The sequence below is a fragment of the Psychrobacter sp. JB385 genome (assembly GCF_900163785.1).
In the GTDB taxonomy this organism is placed as follows: Bacteria; Pseudomonadota; Gammaproteobacteria; order Pseudomonadales; family Moraxellaceae; genus Psychrobacter.
On the sequence record NZ_FUKN01000001.1, the window covers coordinates 367,419 to 384,979 of the forward strand.

Genomic DNA, 17,561 nt, shown 5'->3' on the forward strand with positions numbered 1-17,561 from the left:
AAGATTAGGCTTTTTCGATAATACCACAAGCGACACGGTCGCCAGCATTACCAGCAGGCTGGCTCTTATAATCATCGGCATTGGCATGAACGATAAAGGCTAAACGGTTAACGCTATACTTACCTGTTTCAGCTGCTGAGATTTTTTTATTTACATAATTGATAGTAGCAACACCATCTTCATTGGCTGTCAAGTTTGGTAAGTCACCAGCATGGCCATTCATGTCATCTGGATTTGAGTGGGGCTTGTTGTCTGGATTGAAGTGACCACCTGCTGCTTTACCCATATCTGCGCAGCTACCCGTTTCATGAATATGCAAAGCAACGGTCTTGCCTGGCTGTAAGTTCATAAGCTTACCATATACCTGAACGCCACCATCGACTGGGCGCAGGAACATTTGTCCTACTTCTTTTCCTTTACCATCTACGGTTTTAATCGTTGATTTTAGAGCAGGCTGATTCAATGGATTACCTGTCTGCATTTGGTTTTCAACAGTTTGACAACCTGTCATTGCTAACGCTGAACCACATAGTAGCGCACTTGCAAGCATCGTCTTATTCATTGTTATCTCCATTTATATTTAATCATTATGATGAATACATTTAACTAAATTCGTATTAGCTATCGTTTTATCTGAAATATTCAAAGATTGCTTAATTTCTTGATTAGTATAGCTAAGGATAAGAAGTAGATATTCATCAAAAGCGCAACAATCAGTTAATAAATGTAAGTAACGTATGGGTTTGAACAGTCTGTAAAGCGATGTCAGATAAGAGCAAATACTATCGTGTATTACTATACTGATTCTACGAAAGGCATTTTAATATGATGCATAAAAAAAGCCGCCCATCATTGTGATGAACGGCTTCTATTTCTTAAGAATTGACTGTCAAATACTCAATTAGTTATGTAGCGCTTTGGCTGAGGTTTTATCGACCGTTACTTTGGCAGGTTTAAGTGGTTTTGGCATGCTGACCAAAGCAACTTTTAATATCTCATCAATCGTTGCCACAGGTTGAATGGTCAAACCCGCTTTTACATTGTCAGGAATATCAGCCAAATCACGCTCGTTTTCTGCTGGAATCAAGACATGCTTGATGCCCCCACGATGCGCGGCAAGTAACTTCTCTTTAAGACCACCGATACGTAGGATTTTACCACGTAAGGTAATCTCACCTGTCATCGCGATGTCTGGACGAATAGCGATTCCCGTTAAGGCAGAGACCAGCGCTGTCGTCAACGCGCCACCAGCAGATGGGCCGTCTTTTGGTGTCGCACCTTCTGGCATGTGGACATGGACATCTTTCGTTTTAAACGTCTCATAATCAATACCAAGGAGATCACCGCGAGCACGAACCACACTCATGGCAGCACGAATAGACTCTTTCATCACGTCACCAAGTGAGCCTGTAAAGCTAAGCTCACCTTTACCTTGCATAGCAACTGCTTCGATGGTCAATAATTCGCCACCAACTTGTGTCCATGCCAGACCAGTGATACGACCAATCTCTGGCTCTTCTTCTGCCAGACCATAGTCATACTGATGCACGCCTAAATAGTCATCGATGTTTTTGTCATCGACCACGACCAGCTGACGCTCTGCTTTTTTCGGAGCGCGGGCACCATGAGTCTCAACCGAACCGCGCACCACTTTACGGCAGATTTTATTGACTTCACGCTCAAGGTTACGCACACCAGCTTCACGTGTATAGCTACGTACGATACTGTGCAGAGCGGCTTCAACAATCTCAATTTCACCTTCTTTGAGACCATTTTGCTTAATCGCTTTTGGTACTAGGTATTTCTGGGCGATATTAACTTTTTCTTCTTCGGTATAACCCGGCAAGCGAATCACTTCCATACGGTCAAGCAGTGCAGGTGGGATATCCATGCTATTGGCTGTGCAGATAAACATCACTTGTGACAGATCCAAGTCCATGTCTAAGTAATGGTCGTTGAACGTGTCGTTTTGTGATGGATCTAATACTTCAAGTAGCGCTGATGCTGGATCGCCACGGAAGTCTTGCGCCATCTTGTCTACTTCATCAAGCAAAAACAACGGGTTTTTGACTTCCACTTTCGCCAATGACTGAACGATCTTACCTGGCATCGCACCGATATAGGTACGGCGATGACCACGAATCTCGGCCTCATCACGCACGCCGCCAAGCGCCATACGTACAAACTTGCGACCTGTGGCACGAGCAATCGATTCACCCAGCGAGGTTTTACCAACACCTGGAGGGCCGACGAGACAAAGAATCGGACCACGCAGTTTTTTCACGCGTGATTGTACCGCGAGGTACTCTAAGATGCGGTCTTTGACATCTTGCAAGCCATAATGATCTTCGTCTAAGACGGTCTTAGCTTTGTCCAAATTGATCGAGACTTTGGTCGTCGCATTCCACGGCGTGTCCAAAATCCATTCAATATAGTTGCGCACTACCGACGACTCACTTGATGCAGGCGGCATCATTTTAAGCTTTTTAAGCTCTTGATCTGCTTTTTTGCGCACATCTTCTGGCAAGTCAGCGTCTTCTAAGCGCTGCTCGAGCTCAGCCACGTCATCTTCGCCATCGAACGCACCGTCATTCATGTCTGACAGCTCGTTTTTGATGGCTTTCATCTTCTCGTTCAAGAAGTACTCGCGCTGATTGTCTTCCATCTGCTGACGGACGGCATCTTGAATATCTTGTTCGATATTTTGCTCAGCACTTTGCTTGACCAAATATTCAGTCAAGGTATTGATGTGCGTTTTAATATCGTCTTCTTCTAAGAAAGACTGTTTGATATCAAGATCCATTGAGACACGGGTTGAGATGAAGTAGACCAATTCAAGCAAATCTTCAATACGCTTTGCCACACGCGTCAGCTCACGGGCATTACGCAGGCGCGTATCCGCATAGCTTTCAAACAGGGTGGTCAGCGCTTGTATGGTATTTTTTTGCTGTCTTTCATCCATACTGACATCGAGATCAGCACGGGTAAATCTTGCCATCAATAGCTCATCGTGGTTTTCGATGTTATCGACGCGCGCACGATACTGACCTTCAATCAATACTTTGATGCAGTTTTCGTCGCTATCATGCGGCATGGTGCTGACAATGCGACAAACCGTACCGTATTGGTATAGGTTCTCTTGATCGATGTCTTCAGTTAGTGAGTCTTTTTGAGCAACGACCAATACTTTATTACCGTATTCGGCCTGTGCCAATTCAACCGCTTTGACTGACGGCGCGCGGCCTACAAATAAGGCGATTTGCATGTGCGGATAGACGACGACATCTCGCAGGGCAAGTAACGGTAAATAATCTTCCGTCTTGCTGTCGTTGTCACTGTCGTCAAGATTATTATTTTTGACAGTAGCAGATGCCGATTCTGACGTAGTATCAGATGAGGCGTCTTGCTCGTTATCTTGTGCAACAGTAGATGAAACGTCGACATCGATGTCGATATTGTCTTGTGCTATTTTATGTTCACTCATAGATTCTTCCTCGTTCACCAGACTTGTAAAGTCAAGTTCGTGGTTCATGTTAGATAAATGGTGCTCGCAAAAAAAATTGCAAGTCTTATGAGCAAAGTGACCAGCTTATCTCTTTAAAATAATCCTATTTGAGTGATTATCGTTGTGCGTATCATCGTCAGTTTTATCGATGATATATCAAAGCCACGGCAAGTAAATCATTAATATAGTTGAATTATCATAAAGCTGATGTGCTGGACGCATCAGTGGGTATCTTGATTGTCACAAACGTTTTTATCTACTCATTGAATAGAGAATAAATGCTACAAAAAATGTATAGCAGCAGTGCAAGGCCTTTTTAGCAGGTTGCATGCGGCGCGGCCTAACCGATAACTATCGGGTTCTATACATAGGTTTTGTAGGCAAAATAAGGTAAACTGACGCGCGTCTAAAACAGGGCTTTTAACGCAAAATGTGTTTGAGCGCTTTTTAGACAACAAACCCTATTTATAAATGCTACGACATTTGTAGGTCGCAATCAGATCAGATATAAAAAGGCGCAACATATGGCAATCAATGCGGTACTGCTGGCAGTCATCATCATGCTAGGACTGTCACTTTCGCGGGTGCACGTGGTGCTCAGCTTACTAATTGGGGCATTGGCAGGTGGTCTACTGGCGGGTCTTGGCATTACCGATACTTTGGGTGCCTTTCAAGAAGGTATTCGCAATGGCGCAGAAATTGCACTTTCATACGCATTGTTAGGGGCTTTTGCGGTCGCGATTGCACACTCTGGATTGCCGCAGTCCTTAGCAGGAGCCGTCATAAAGCGCATTGATGCAGGCGGTACTAGTAGTATGATTAAGTATGTGCTGTTCGCAGGTCTCATCACCATGAGCTGCTTTAGCCAAAACTTAATCCCCATTCATATCGCCTTTATTCCATTGCTTGTACCGCCATTATTGCTTGCCTTTAATCGCATGCACATTGATAGACGTCTGATTGCTTGTTTATTGACCTTCGGTCTTGTGACCACTTATATGTTTATTCCGTATGGTTTTGGCGATATTTATCTCAATCAGATCATGCTAAAAAACGTGGGTGAAGCAGGCATTGATATTGCCAATATTTCTGTGGTCAAGGCAATGGCCATTCCAGCCTTGGGTATGTTGCTTGGTTTGTTGACAGCGGTCTTTATTAGTTATCGTAAGCCGCGCGAGTATCAGCAAGTAGCAATAGACAAACAAGCACACGATGCCGTAGTAGAGGGCGATGCGCTTAGTAAAACGGCTGCTGATGCGCAAACACAAAGTAAATTAAAGACGCTCGTCGCACTGGCTGCGATTATTACCGCGTTTGTGGTACAGCTATATACTGATTCGCTACTTTTAGGCTCAATGTTTGGCTTTGGCGTGTTTATGGCGACCGGCGTGGTGAAATGGCGTGATGCTGATGGCGTCTTTAATGACGGTATCAAGCTGATGGCGATGATTGGCTTTATTATGATTACTGCGCAGGGTTTTGCAGAAGTGATGAAAGCCACTGAGCAAATTCAGCCATTGGTCGATGGGGCGGCGTCCTTGTTCGCTGGTAATAAAGCGATGGCTGCGTTTATTATGCTATTGATTGGCTTAATCGTGACCATGGGTATCGGTTCGTCATTCTCGACCATTCCTATTTTGGCCGCGATTTATGTACCGCTCTGCGTCTCTTTAGGCTTTTCGCCATTGGCAACTGTGGCGATTATCGGTACGGCTGGTGCGCTGGGTGATGCCGGTTCGCCTGCGTCAGATTCGACATTGGGGCCAACCTCTGGTCTAAATATCGATGGCCAACACGACCATATTAAAGACAGTGTGGTGCCGACATTCTTGCATTACAATCTGCCATTACTGGCGTTTGGTTGGATTGCGGCGATGGTGTTGTAAGGTTTTAGCTATTGCTTGAAAAGCGCTCGCATAATAAAAGTGCCTCTGCTTGCCATAAAAGTAGAGGCACTTTTTTATGGACTGAGGTTTTACTTTTTAAGTATCAGATCTAGCAGTAGCAAACACGCCAAGCCAAAACAGATAAAAAAGAAAGCCAAAAACGAAGCCACCAGCCATAAAATGAGCCATAACAAGGCTTCAGGTGCATGTATCAGCATTAAGCCAAAAAAGAACAGCGGCAGTGTAGTGACAGTAAACATGCACACAAACTTCCAGTAGCTTTTAATGTACACATCAAGTGCCAGCAGCGCGCCCCCATGTAAGCACATCACTACCAGTAAGCTGATGACCAAGCCAAAGTTATATCCTTCCTGCTGGGATGGCTCTAACACCATTGGATTTGGAGTATTACCTGCCATGATGATTTTGATAGCAGCAGCGACCCACAACAGGAAGAATATCATGCGTACAGGTTCACTGCGTAAGTAATGTCGCGCAGTCTTGATAGACAGGTGAGATAGGTTCATAGGTCACTTATGGCTTATCAATATTTGGGAAGTGAGTTATTTGTCTAAGTCGTTATTCAAATCTTCATCAAAATCTTTTAGTTCCCTGCTCAGTCCTTGCAAAAACGCATCACTGTCTGCTAGCAACGCACTTAAGCGTTCTTCATTAACGAGCCGTGTCATTTCATCAGCGCTAAAGGGCTGCTCTTGACTGTAGTAACGTATCTCTCTAGCGTCCTCATTGCCTAACGTTTGCAAATACTTATCCACACTGTCTGCACTGGAATTAGCAGCGCTAGAATTTTTTTCAAACTTTTTATTATCTTTCATCAAAACCACCTTATGCCGCTTGACGTAATGAGGCCATCTAACGGCACATCCCACGGCTGACGTTGTAACGCTTCAACCACCTGAAAATCATAACACCAACCAATTTTTAACGGTTTCTTGACCCCTGACCGATAGCTGTTACCAAGTGTCGTATCATAGAATCCACCGCCCATGCCCATGCGGTTGCCGCGTTTATCGACCGCGACTAACGGGCAAATAATCACGTCTAGTTCTGACGCCCATAGCAGTCGACGATGATGATTTTGTTTCATGCCGAGCTGATGAATGCGAGTGGGGACATTGATTAGTTTTGAGTGGTAAACAGGCACAAAACGCAACCGTTTATCCTCATTGCCGAGCGAACCCACCACAGGTAAATAAGATAAATAGCCTAAGCGTTGACACCAATCCAGCAGTGGCTGAGTAGGTAGCTCACCAAAGCCATCATAATACAGCCCAATACGTGCACGCTCTGGCAAACGCTGTTGCAGCTTAGATAGATGTAAACTTGCAGACTGAGCAAATTGTCTACGTGCGCCGTCGCTTAACTGGCGACGCTGGTGAGTGAAGTGCCGTCTGGGCGGATTACTTAGCGTAGGTTCTTGTGAGTTAAGCATTTTTGGCTCAGTGGGTATGGTTTCAGAGTGCATAAGTAGACTATCCAATGAGATATTAGATTGATGAGGGCCGCTTTTAGACAATCGTGTTTAGTCATTGACCAAGGCGATTTGTGAATATTCAACACGTCCTAGTCATGCTATCATAACGCCACTTTATATCGTATTTTCCTTTATGTGCAGCGGATGTTGCATTTTTTAGAGCAGTCATAAAACAACAAACCATCAAAGAGGGTAGTTATGTCGACACAGAATCAGGCAACTCGTACCGAAAAGGACACCATGGGCAACGTAGAAGTCCCAGCTGATGCCTATTGGGGCGCGCAAACACAGCGTAGCCGCGAAAACTTCAAAATCGGTGGCGAGACTTTGCCGCGTCCGATGATTGAAGCGATGGCATTGGTCAAAAAAGCCGCTGCGATTACCAATGCAAGCCTAGAGCGTATCGAAGGCGATAAGCGTGATCTCATCGTACAAGCCGCTGACGAAATCATCAACGGTGGTCTGGTCGATCAGTTCCCATTGGTCGTATGGCAGACAGGTTCTGGCACCCAGTCAAACATGAACATGAACGAAGTGCTTGCCAACCGTGCTAATGAAATCGCTGGTTCTGAGCGCGGCAGCTACACGCCAATTCACCCAAATGACCATGTCAACCATGCACAGTCTACCAACGACAGCTTCCCAACGGCGATTCGTGTGGCGGCTGCGCGTCAGATCAACAGCTTATTGATCCCAGCGGTACAAGCATTGCGCGAAACCCTTGATAAAAAAGCAAAAGAATTTGATAGCATCGTAAAAATCGGTCGTACGCATTTACAAGACGCGACGCCTTTGACCCTAGGCCAAGAGTTCAGTGGCTATGTGAGCCAACTTGACCACTCATTGACTCGTATCGACAACGCACTACAAGGCCTATATGAACTGCCACTAGGCGGTACTGCGGTCGGTACTGGTCTAAACGCTCATCCTGACTATGCCGTAAAAGCAGCTGAGCAATTATCAACCTTGACTGGCTTGCCATTCGTTACGTCACCGAACAAGTTTGAAGCATTAGCGGCTCGTGATGCCGAAGTATTTGCATCAGGCGCACTCAAAACACTAGCCGCTAGCTTAAACAAAATCGCGAACGACGTACGTTGGTTGGCATCAGGCCCTCGTTGTGGTCTTGGCGAGTTGACGATTCCTGAAAATGAGCCAGGCTCTTCTATCATGCCAGGTAAAGTAAACCCAACGCAGTCAGAAGCAATGACCATGGTTGTCGCTCAGGTCATGGGTAACGACACGACTATCAGCATGGCTGGCGCGTCAGGTAACTTTGAGCTAAACGTGTATAAGCCAGTGATCGCGTTTAACTTGTTGCAATCTATCAAACTGCTTGGCGATGCGTGCAACAGCTTCAACGAAAATTGTGCCGTTGGTATTGAGCCAGTAAAAGACAAAATCGATGACTTCTTGCACAACTCATTAATGCTAGTCACGTCATTGAACCGTCATGTTGGTTATGAAAATGCAGCGAAAATCGCTAAGACGGCTTATAAAGAAAACAAAACTTTGAAGCAAGTGGCGGTTGAGTTAGAGCTATTAACTGAAGCGCAGTTTGATGAGTGGGTCATTCCTGCTGATATGGTACATCCTAAGTAAGCTATCTAATAGTTTTTTAGAATAGTAAAAAGACCTTGTCATGTGGCAAGGTCTTTTTTTTGGTCGACGTTCTTGAAACGTTGAATTAGTAATAAAAAGGTGTAGAAATAGTGTAACCTTTTAATTGTAAAAGCTGAGTCGTTAGGTTTCTTTAAGCATTCAAATTCTAATAGATCTTAGAAAATCTGTTCATATTAAGGCGATTTTAAATTTAACCTGCAACAACAATGATTAGATTGATCAACAGAAGCAGTATATAAAACGTGATAAGTAGCCAAGATTCTTTATAAACACGTAACATTATTCTACGTGCTGAATTTGGCATAGGAGTAAAAGTTTTATATATAGGTTTGCCTTGATCGTCATATTCAGGGGGAGGTTCATATCCTTTTACCTTCAAGTTTTTTTCAGCTAGCTCTCTGATAGTAGGATTAGACAATAACTTTCCGAAAATATGATGATCAAGCTTAACATTTTGAACTTTAAGTTCTACAGTTATGATATTCAAACATGTAGCAATACTTGGGTCTAGCCTTTTTAACTTTTTACGATAACGTCTAGGACTCATACAAAATGATTTATAGTAAATTATTTCTGCTTTTTCAATTATCCTCACCTGTTCAAGCATAAAACGTTGGCTGTAATCTAGTTTTTGTCTTAACATAATATTTGATTTAAACCTAAGTAACATGCTCATAATAAACTGTAAATATAGTTCTAGAATATTTAACAAACTAATTAAAATTATTTTTTTATTTATAGTAGCTAAAGTAGATAATACAAATAAATATGATCCATATAAAGGCTGAAATTGTAAGAACATCTATATCAATTACAAAAGTTATATCAAGATTATGAAATAATTTTTGTTGTAAAATTAAGGATAGTTTTGAACAGCTTAAAATAACTGACTATGTTGAAATAGCTTGCTAAAAAAGACCTTGTCATATGATAAGGTCTTTCTTACATCAAAAGCGAAACTATAATTAAAACTTATAAAACAAACCAAGCATATTTGCATCCGTATATGAGTTTACCATTGAGCTATCATCCTACTCATTTGGTAAAGAGCTCAAGCTTTCTCCTTGTCTTGCGGTAATATTTTTTTATGCTTATGAATTTTTGATGGAGAGGATAGGGCAAAGACACAGCTTTTACGCAAAGTATGAGTGGTTAGATAGGTATATTGAAGCTATTAGATCAAACAACTATTGCTTCAATATAATAAGTAAGGATAACTCATGCGCCTTGATTACACCTGTCCCAACCCGCCAATACTCTCTAAAATAGCTCTGTACGTGTGGCTGTTATCCCTATGTTTACCTGCGCTACATTACGACGGTGAGACCTATTTTGGTTATGAGACTTTAGTAATGGGTGTGCTGTTTGGTTGGATGGGTTTGGTATTTCAAGCTTATAGTAATCTCACGTTCTTGCTAGCGATATACCTGACGTTTCGCCATAAAAATCCGATTGAGCTTGCCGCTTTCACTTTTATTCTGGGGTTGTCCACTTTTTTTCTCACAACCATAGTAGCAACAGGCGATAAGGGTGTTCATGATTCAGAAATCGAACTAAAAGTTTGGGGCGTTGGATGTTGGATTGGCTCATACACATTATTATTTATAAGTACGGTTTGGCGTTTCTATTCAGAGCGAACATCGAATAAGATACGACAAAAAAGCCAGCAGAGCGTTTAAATAGACATAGCCGATCCATTTTAAAAGAAGTGCCGCTCTACTGGAATGAATTTTTCGAAGCCTCTGTCACGCTTGCGAACAGCCAGTGAGAAAAATTGAATCCAGTAGAACATGATAACTATATGTACCGCTTTTGTTTTGGATTTACCATAACATCTCATCTCAAACCAAAAAAAGCCGAGCAAAATGCTCAGCCTTTTCATATTAAAACTATCAAAAACTCTAGAACTTATATAACAAACCAAGCGTCGTCGTTGCATCCGTACGTGAGTTGACCATTGGGCTATCATATTGCTCATTGGGCAAATAACTCAAGCTTTGATTGGCAAATCCTGCCCATTTATCATTGAAGTCATAGTTGGCGCTGATATTGATATACGGGTTTAGGCTGTTATTAGACTTATATGGTTCAACGCCTGATTTTGCTGACTCAGCCTCGGTCACGCCATAGTAGTAATTGTTGTAATCTTCATCGAAGTACTCAAAACCAAAGCTTGGATAGATGGTGAGCTTATCTGCGCTGATTCTGGCAAGATATGACAGGCGAGCAGTGTTACCACCACTACGATCCAAAACGTCCGTTGCTATTTGGGCACGGAAAGCACCGATAGGCGTACGGCGCTGATAGCTCACACCAGCCGCCGCTGAGATTTTACGCTCGTCCAATTCTGCCAATTTGCCACTCGCATCATCAGGATCAAAGCTGCTGCCAGACGGTTGCGCATAGACAGACAATTGATTGGTACCATCATTGATAATATATGCGCCCGCTTGCGCCCCGCGTGCGTAGACTCTGTTGTTGTCATAAAATACGCCTGGTAACACTCTCACGTCAGTACTGTCGTCTAAATCATAGGCAGACTTGACGGCCATGACATTGACACCAACGCTCAACACAGCATCTTTGTCAGTCGGCAAGTTTTTATCAAGGAAAGGAATGGCACTAGAAACGCTAGCCACACTGAATAATGCAGTAGCGGTTAACACGCTGAGTGAGGCGCGCGTATAGATATTGGGTCGCGCTGCAAGTTTAAACATAATCAAGTCTCGTGATTGAGTGGGAATGGTCGAATAGTACCACTAAGCAGAAATAATGGGGTAGGGTAAGTTAAATGAGTATGCGGTTTTTATAACATTTGAGCAATGATAAATAAGTATGACCGTTTACTCAATGGTTTTTAATACTTCTACGATTTGATAATGGATATCTTGCCACCACCAGACAAAGCCGACACTGATTAATAGCATGACGATCCATGGGAGTAGTGTCCAGAGTAAGGAAGGTTTTGTTTGGAGTTTGTGGCTAACAATGGGATCGTGAGCCGTATTGAGAGTCTTATTCACATTGCTAGTATCATGAGCATCAAACTCAGTGCTGTGATGAGACGAATAAGAAGCGTCAACATCAGAGGAGTGATTAACCTCATAAGTTTGATAAGTGTTTTGGGCGTCAGTTTGATACGGGCTTGGTTCGTGTATTGGGTAGGGAGATTGAGGTATGGGTCTATTTTGCTGTGCAATGATCATACGTTGGCGATAGGCAACGGCAAACGCCAATGCAATCATTAAGCCTGTCACGGCACCACCGATGTGACCTGCATTATCAATGCCAGGTACAGCAAAGCCATAGACAAGGTTGATACCCATAATAATGAGTAAGCTTCTCAAATTGAGCATCAGACCATTGACCGATATCTTAAAAAATGCCGCCACCAATAAAGCGGCGCCAATACCCATAATACCGCCAGATGCTCCAGCCGACAGTCCCGCTTGCCCAGTGCCCTCCAAAATACCTTGCCATGTCACATAACTGTTGAGTAAGTTGCCACCGATGGCTGCCAACAAAAACAATGCCAAAAATTTGGCGGAACCAAACATCGGCTCAGCGATCTGTCCAAAAAAATACATCGCAAAGCCATTAAACAATAAATGCATCAAACCAATATGCAAAAACGCACTGCTGACCAAGCGCCATGGCTCATCACCCATGGTAAAAGGCAGGGCATTAGCGCCCCACTTTATGAGCATTTCAGTTGATGGATTATTGGCATCCGCGCCCGTCAGGACTTGTATGACAAATAGCCCGATAAAGCTAATCAATAATAAAGTAGTGACAGGCGCTGTTTTTAGTAATTGTTGAATGGTCATAAAAGCTAAAATTTAGTAAAGATTGTAGGATAAGTATAAAGGGTCTGGTCAGAAGATGTTATCTATTAGCAAGCATGTTATCTACATTCAAAGTTTGCTCGTTCTCTAAGGATAATTTGTCTTAAGCTTCTCGTAAGTACCCTTAACCAAGATATTGTCCGTGACGGTATTGATATCGGTATGACCACAAAACGCCATGGATATGTCACATTCTTTGTAGATGATTTCAAGCGCACGGCGCACGCCATCTTCACCATAAGCGCCAAGTCCGTAGAGAAAAGCACGACCGATCATGGTGCCTTTAGCGCCTAGAGATAGGGCTTTTAACACATCTTGACCAGAGCGCACACCACTATCGAGCCATACTTCTATATTGCTGTTTTCGGCATGAACCGCTTGTACGATGTCTGCAAGGGCAGAGATAGAGGAGAGCGCTCCATCTAATTGACGACCACCATGGTTTGAGACCACCAATGCATCCGCGCCGCTGCGTGCTGCCATGATGGCATCTTCAGGCTCCATAATACCTTTGATAATTAGCTTACCGCCCCACATATCTTTGATACGAGCCACATCGTCCCAGCTAAGCGCTGGATCAAACTGCTCTGCTGTCCAAGCCGACAGCGAAGACAGATCCTCAACGTCTTTTGCATGACCAACGATATTGCCAAATGTGCGCCTTTTAGTGCCAAGCATATTGAGACACCATTCAGGCTTGGTCATCAGATTCAGGATATTGGTCAGCGTCGGTTTAGGCGGCGCAGAGAGACCATTTTTGATATCTTTATGCCGTTGTCCAAGTACTTGTAAGTCGGCAGTTAGGATGAGGGCAGAGCAATTTGCTTCCTTAGCACGGCGGATCAAATTGGCCATAAACGCCTGATCACGCATCACATACAGCTGAAACCAAAACGGCTTACTGGTATGGGTTGCGATATCTTCGATAGAGCAGATACTCATGGTAGATAAAGAGAAGGGCACGCCAAACTTCTCTGCTGCCTGTGCGGCTTTGATTTCGCCATCCGCCCACATCATGCCTGTAAACCCAGTCGGTGCAATGGCAACCGGCATTTTGACCCGCTCACCGATCATGGTCGTTTCTAGACTGCGATTTTCCATATTGACCAACACGCGCTGGCGCAGCTTAATCCGATCAAAGTCGCTTTCATTATTGCGATAGGTGGTCTCAGTCCATGAGCCTGAATCCACATAATCATAAAACATACGCGGCACTTTGCGTTCAGCAACCTGACGTAAGTCTTCGATGTCTGTTACTTTTTCTAGATTTTTCATAGGTATTTCACCTCGGCGTTTTATCACTCATTTTTTATGATGCTGTTAGCAGTTGTTGTAAATCCATGACCGAAAAAGGATAGTCTAAGCGTTTGGATGACGTCAAAATAACAGGAATACTCGTGGCAAAGACCATCATTAACGTTTCATCAAAGTCGGCAATATCGATATAGTTATAGTCAATCGGCTGTACGGCTTGAAACTGATGAATAAGTTGCTCAGCAATATCGCACAAATGACAACCTGCCGTACCTAATAGCCACCATTTATCGACGTTTTCTGGTGTGCCAAGATGAGGGTTTTGGGCGATAATACGTGCTCGTAGTGCCGTTATATGGTTATCATGTGCAGTATCAATCGGCATATCTATTCTCTTATCTTCTGACTTGTCACAAAGCATTTTTGCTAAAAAAATCAATTAAAAAACATGAATACGGTTTACCCTTTATGACATGATAAAGAAACGGGGTAAATAATGACAGCGATTGTGAGATTAGGTAAGATGACCTGCGGTTTTTGTTTACTGATTTATGATTGTTATCTTATCGCTTATTATTGATAGCGCTCTTTTATCGACGATGTTCTGATATGAAGAGTGACTTATTATTGGTGATGGCTTACTTTATCTTATTGCGTTTTATCTTATTATTTTTTTAATCATTTGGGTATCTCACATGGCAAGTTTTAGCAAATTTATCAAACGACTATTATTGGCATTGATAATGATAGTGGTCGCGTTCCATGTGTTGGTTGCTGGACTACTGTTGATTTGGAAGACCCAGCCTATTAATAATAGTATGTTTATGCTGACTCACCGCTTAACTGGGGGTACGGTCACCCAAACGTGGGCAGAGTACGACGCCATCGCAAAATCTGCCAAACAAGCGGCGATAGTGAGTGAAGATTCGACATTTAGCCAGCATAATGGTTTTGATTTCAAAGGCATTGAAGCGGCACGTAAGAAAAACGAAGAGACAGGGAAAATGTCTGCTGGCGGCTCAACCATCACTCAGCAGCTCGCAAAAAACCTCTTTTTGACTTCTCATCGTTCATACGTTCGTAAGGGTGAAGAGGCCGTGATTACTTTGATGCTCGAAACGTTTTGGGATAAACAGCGCATCTTAACCGCTTATCTCAATGTGGCAGAGTTTGGCAATGGCATCTACGGGATTGAAGCTGCCGCTCAGCACTACTTTAATAAGTCTGCTGCCAACCTAAATCGCGATGAATCTGCTTTGCTGATTGCGATGCTGACCAATCCAAAATATTATCAAGACAATCAAGGTGATAGACGTCTACGTAACAAACAGCGTATTATCAAAAAACGTATGAAAAACGCAGTCTTGCCGCAGTCGGATTGATTGTTTAGTTGTACTCGTCTTGAATAGGATGGATTGTGAGCCGCAACGGTATGTTTTGTCATCAATAACGGCTATAAAAAAGGGTAATGCAACCACACCAAAAAGCAACAACGCATAAAAACAGTGCAAAAAATGATGGCGTATTGATAACGTAAAAGGAGTAGTGACGTGACAGATGTGTACGATCAGAAGAATGAGGATGTGAATAACGCTATCAGGACTAATGAGACAATGAACATAAATGATGCTACTGACGTAAATAGTGATATTGATACAGAAAGGCGTGGTAAAGAATTGGTTGAGGTCGAGTGGCAACGCTCAGAAGATGGCAGCTATTCACCCAGCAGCTATATCAATCGCGACTTGTCATTATTACAGTTCCATTTGCGTGTCTTGGCACAGGCCGCCAGTCCACACCATCCGCTGCTTGAGCGTTTATTTTTCTTAATGATTTTTTCCTCAAATATCGATGAGTTTTTTGAGATTCGTGTGGCGGGTATCATGCAAAAGTTTAGCATGGGGGATGTGTCGACCAGCGCTCATGGTATGCGTCCTAGCGAGTTGCTCAATGAAATCTCTACCATTACTCACGACGCCATCGATGAGCAATATCGTATTCTTAACGAGGATATTTTGCCCGCCCTTGCGCTCGAAGACATCCGTTACCTAAAGCGTGATGAGCTCAATGCTGAGCAGTCCGCTTGGATGAAGCGTTACTTCATAGAGCAAGTATCGCCTGTATTGACACCGATTAGCATTGATCCTGCGCACCCGTTTCCGCGTCTGGTTAATAAAAGCTTAAACTTCATCGCAACCTTGGAAGGTAAAGACGCTTTTGGTCGTGATATTAATCTGGCCATTGTGCCAGCACCGCGCAGTCTGCCGCGCGTAATTCGTTTGCCGGACGAATTGACAGGTGGTAAAGAGCATCATGTGATGTTGTCGGCCATTATTCACGAACACATCGGTGACTTATTTCCTGGCATGAGCGTAACAGGCTGCCATCAGTTCAGACTGACACGCAATGCTGACTTGGATTTGGCTGATGATGTCGAGGACATCGCCAAAGCGCTAGAGGGCGAACTAGAGAACCGTCGTTTTGGGGACAAGGTACGTTTGGAAGTCACCACTGATTGCCCCGTACACATCAGTGACTACTTACTTAATGAGTTCGAGTTGCATGACAATCAATTGTACCGAGTCAATGGCCCTGTTAATTTAACACGCTTATTATTTGATTTTAATATTCCCGCCCTGCGTTATCAGCCTTTTACTCATGTCGTGCCAAAAGAATTCCGCCGTGAGATGGACAAGCTGGACAAGGCGACAAGTATGTTTGCAGCCATGCGCAAAAGCGATGTGCTCGTACATCATCCGTTTCATGCGTTTTCGCCCATTATCAATTTGCTATGGCAAGCAGCAAGCGATCCAAAAGTGCTCGCCATCAAGCAAACGCTGTATCGCTCAGGCACCAATTCAGAAATTGTTAAAGCATTGGCTGCCGCCGCTCGTAACGGTAAAGAAGTGACGGCTGTCATCGAGCTACGTGCGCGCTTCGATGAGGCGTCAAATATTGCTGTGGCAAACTATTTACAAGAAGCGGGCGCAATAGTGGTGTATGGTATTGTCGGCTACAAGACGCATGCCAAGCTGATGCTTATTGTGCGCCGTGAAGATGACCGTATTCGCCGTTATGTGCATTTAGGTACAGGTAATTATCATGCTGCCAATGCCAAGGTGTATACCGATTATGGGTTATTTAGCGCAGATCCTGATATCTCAGAAGACATACACAAAATTTTCCAAGAGCTGACAGGGATGGGTAAACCTGCCAACCTCAAAAAGCTGCTGCATGCTCCCTTTACATTGCACGAAAAACTCATGAGCTTTATTGATGATGAAATTGCGCATGCACAGGCTGGCAAACGCGCGCATATTATCATCAAAGCCAACGCCTTAACTGAGCGTCGATTGATGGGTAAGCTATATGATGCGTCACAAGCAGGAGTCAAGATTGAGCTGATTTTACGCTCTATGTGTTGCTTACGTCCGCAAGTCAAAGGCTTGTCCGAAAACATCACAGTGCGCTCTGTGATTGGTCGCTTTTTAGAGCATACGCGTATCTATTATTTTTATAATAATGGAGAGGAGCGCTTATATTGCGGTAGCGCTGATTGGATGGATCGTAACTTGTTCCACCGAGTAGAAGTGGCGTTTCCAATTGAAAATAAAAAGTTGTTTAAGCAAGTATATGAAGATGGTTTGCTCAATTACCTACAAGACAACACACAAGCGTGGGAATTAAATGGCAATGGCGTCTGGCGACAGATACAGCCTGCTGCTGGCGAGACGCCGCACACAGCGCAAGCGTATTTGCTCAAAACCATTAATAGTGTAGAAGAGCCGACCACTTATACTCAGTAATAATGATATCATTTGAGATAGAGAGTAAAGGTAATGATTAAATAATCACCTTTAGTATTCAATTTAACCGAGCATTGATATTGTCAACGCTCGGTTTTTTATTTTTATGAAAATATAAATTATCAGAGTTACAAACTGTCTTGTAAC

15 protein-coding genes are annotated in these 17,561 nt (G+C 43.4%); 5 read left to right on the forward strand and 10 right to left on the reverse strand.

The features are described 5' to 3' along the window. Window positions 1-4: 4 nt before the first annotated feature. Complete coding sequence (locus CZ794_RS01605) at window positions 5-562, reverse strand: superoxide dismutase family protein (protein WP_087039887.1); 558 nt, start codon at window positions 560-562, stop codon at window positions 5-7. 339 nt (window positions 563-901) lie between these two features. After that, window positions 902-3,484, reverse strand: a complete 2,583-nt coding sequence (gene lon, locus CZ794_RS01610; RefSeq protein ID WP_087039888.1) for an endopeptidase La — start codon at window positions 3,482-3,484, stop codon at window positions 902-904. Window positions 3,485-4,029: 545 nt separating this feature from the next. Between lon and CZ794_RS01615 the strand changes: the two genes are divergently transcribed. Further along, window positions 4,030-5,391 (forward strand): Na+/H+ antiporter family protein, encoded by a 1,362-nt coding sequence (locus CZ794_RS01615; RefSeq protein WP_087039889.1) that lies wholly within the window; start codon window positions 4,030-4,032, stop codon window positions 5,389-5,391. A gap of 89 nt (window positions 5,392-5,480) precedes the next feature. Here CZ794_RS01615 and CZ794_RS01620 read toward each other — a convergent pair whose 3' ends face one another. From CZ794_RS01620 to CZ794_RS01630, 3 genes are read right to left on the reverse strand one after another with little or no spacing between them, the layout of a single operon-like run. After that, a complete protein-coding gene (locus CZ794_RS01620) occupies window positions 5,481-5,918 on the reverse strand; it encodes a hypothetical protein (protein ID WP_087039890.1) in 438 nt (145 codons plus the stop codon). 36 nt (window positions 5,919-5,954) lie between these two features. After that, window positions 5,955-6,227, reverse strand: a complete 273-nt coding sequence (locus tag CZ794_RS01625; RefSeq protein ID WP_087039891.1) for a hypothetical protein — start codon at window positions 6,225-6,227, stop codon at window positions 5,955-5,957. Beyond that, entirely contained in the window at window positions 6,227-6,877 is a 651-nt protein-coding gene (locus CZ794_RS01630; RefSeq protein ID WP_087039892.1) for a 5-formyltetrahydrofolate cyclo-ligase, read from the reverse strand. The genes CZ794_RS01625 and CZ794_RS01630 overlap by 1 nt, the downstream gene beginning before the upstream one ends. Window positions 6,878-7,084: 207 nt before the next feature. On the opposite strand from CZ794_RS01630, the gene fumC reads away from it, so the two are divergent. Further along, window positions 7,085-8,488, forward strand: coding sequence for a class II fumarate hydratase (gene fumC, locus CZ794_RS01635; protein WP_087039893.1), 1,404 nt, complete (start codon window positions 7,085-7,087; stop codon window positions 8,486-8,488). A gap of 211 nt (window positions 8,489-8,699) precedes the next feature. Here fumC and CZ794_RS01640 read toward each other — a convergent pair whose 3' ends face one another. After that, the gene (locus CZ794_RS01640; protein ID WP_087039894.1) at window positions 8,700-9,311 is read right to left on the reverse strand and encodes a hypothetical protein; all 612 of its coding nucleotides are present in this window, start codon (window positions 9,309-9,311) and stop codon (window positions 8,700-8,702) included. 418 nt (window positions 9,312-9,729) lie between these two features. Between CZ794_RS01640 and CZ794_RS01645 the strand changes: the two genes are divergently transcribed. After that, window positions 9,730-10,188 (forward strand): hypothetical protein, encoded by a 459-nt coding sequence (locus CZ794_RS01645; protein ID WP_087039895.1) that lies wholly within the window; start codon window positions 9,730-9,732, stop codon window positions 10,186-10,188. 222 nt (window positions 10,189-10,410) lie between these two features. Here the strand turns inward: CZ794_RS01645 and CZ794_RS01650 are convergent, their stop codons facing one another. From CZ794_RS01650 to CZ794_RS01665, 4 genes are all read right to left on the reverse strand, one after another. Then, window positions 10,411-11,226, reverse strand: a complete 816-nt coding sequence (locus tag CZ794_RS01650; RefSeq protein ID WP_087039896.1) for a MipA/OmpV family protein — start codon at window positions 11,224-11,226, stop codon at window positions 10,411-10,413. A 126-nt stretch (window positions 11,227-11,352) separates the two neighbouring features. After that, window positions 11,353-12,336 (reverse strand): rhomboid family intramembrane serine protease, encoded by a 984-nt coding sequence (locus CZ794_RS01655; RefSeq protein ID WP_087039897.1) that lies wholly within the window; start codon window positions 12,334-12,336, stop codon window positions 11,353-11,355. Window positions 12,337-12,441: 105 nt separating this feature from the next. Next, complete coding sequence (locus tag CZ794_RS01660) at window positions 12,442-13,629, reverse strand: alpha-hydroxy acid oxidase (RefSeq protein ID WP_087039898.1); 1,188 nt, start codon at window positions 13,627-13,629, stop codon at window positions 12,442-12,444. A 34-nt stretch (window positions 13,630-13,663) separates the two neighbouring features. Further along, window positions 13,664-13,993: a glutaredoxin family protein gene (locus tag CZ794_RS01665; protein WP_087039899.1), complete on the reverse strand. Its 330-nt coding sequence runs from the start codon at window positions 13,991-13,993 to the stop codon at window positions 13,664-13,666. Window positions 13,994-14,303: 310 nt separating this feature from the next. Between CZ794_RS01665 and mtgA the strand changes: the two genes are divergently transcribed. Both mtgA and ppk1 read left to right on the forward strand, forming a co-directional pair. Next, window positions 14,304-14,990, forward strand: coding sequence for a monofunctional biosynthetic peptidoglycan transglycosylase (mtgA, locus tag CZ794_RS01670; protein WP_087039900.1), 687 nt, complete (start codon window positions 14,304-14,306; stop codon window positions 14,988-14,990). A 231-nt stretch (window positions 14,991-15,221) separates the two neighbouring features. Continuing rightward, entirely contained in the window at window positions 15,222-17,414 is a 2,193-nt protein-coding gene (ppk1, locus tag CZ794_RS01675; RefSeq protein WP_373407879.1) for a polyphosphate kinase 1, read from the forward strand. Window positions 17,415-17,561 lie beyond the last annotated feature (147 nt).

What these genes read in the sequence shown, in the direction of transcription:
- ppk1 (WP_373407879.1), top strand. Translation starts at nt 15,222, where the DNA reads ATGAACATAAATGATGCTACTGACGTAAATAGTGATATTGATACAGAA.
- CZ794_RS01625 (WP_087039891.1), bottom strand. Translation starts at nt 6,227, where the DNA reads ATGAAAGATAATAAAAAGTTTGAAAAAAATTCTAGCGCTGCTAATTCC.
- CZ794_RS01605 (WP_087039887.1), bottom strand. Translation starts at nt 562, where the DNA reads ATGAATAAGACGATGCTTGCAAGTGCGCTACTATGTGGTTCAGCGTTA.
- CZ794_RS01655 (WP_087039897.1), bottom strand. Translation starts at nt 12,336, where the DNA reads ATGACCATTCAACAATTACTAAAAACAGCGCCTGTCACTACTTTATTA.
- CZ794_RS01620 (WP_087039890.1), bottom strand. Translation starts at nt 5,918, where the DNA reads ATGAACCTATCTCACCTGTCTATCAAGACTGCGCGACATTACTTACGC.
- CZ794_RS01650 (WP_087039896.1), bottom strand. Translation starts at nt 11,226, where the DNA reads ATGTTTAAACTTGCAGCGCGACCCAATATCTATACGCGCGCCTCACTC.
- fumC (WP_087039893.1), top strand. Translation starts at nt 7,085, where the DNA reads ATGTCGACACAGAATCAGGCAACTCGTACCGAAAAGGACACCATGGGC.
- CZ794_RS01630 (WP_087039892.1), bottom strand. Translation starts at nt 6,877, where the DNA reads ATGCACTCTGAAACCATACCCACTGAGCCAAAAATGCTTAACTCACAA.
- CZ794_RS01665 (WP_087039899.1), bottom strand. Translation starts at nt 13,993, where the DNA reads ATGCCGATTGATACTGCACATGATAACCATATAACGGCACTACGAGCA.
- mtgA (WP_087039900.1), top strand. Translation starts at nt 14,304, where the DNA reads ATGGCAAGTTTTAGCAAATTTATCAAACGACTATTATTGGCATTGATA.
- lon (WP_087039888.1), bottom strand. Translation starts at nt 3,484, where the DNA reads ATGAGTGAACATAAAATAGCACAAGACAATATCGACATCGATGTCGAC.
- CZ794_RS01660 (WP_087039898.1), bottom strand. Translation starts at nt 13,629, where the DNA reads ATGAAAAATCTAGAAAAAGTAACAGACATCGAAGACTTACGTCAGGTT.
- CZ794_RS01640 (WP_087039894.1), bottom strand. Translation starts at nt 9,311, where the DNA reads ATGTTCTTACAATTTCAGCCTTTATATGGATCATATTTATTTGTATTA.
- CZ794_RS01645 (WP_087039895.1), top strand. Translation starts at nt 9,730, where the DNA reads ATGCGCCTTGATTACACCTGTCCCAACCCGCCAATACTCTCTAAAATA.
- CZ794_RS01615 (WP_087039889.1), top strand. Translation starts at nt 4,030, where the DNA reads ATGGCAATCAATGCGGTACTGCTGGCAGTCATCATCATGCTAGGACTG.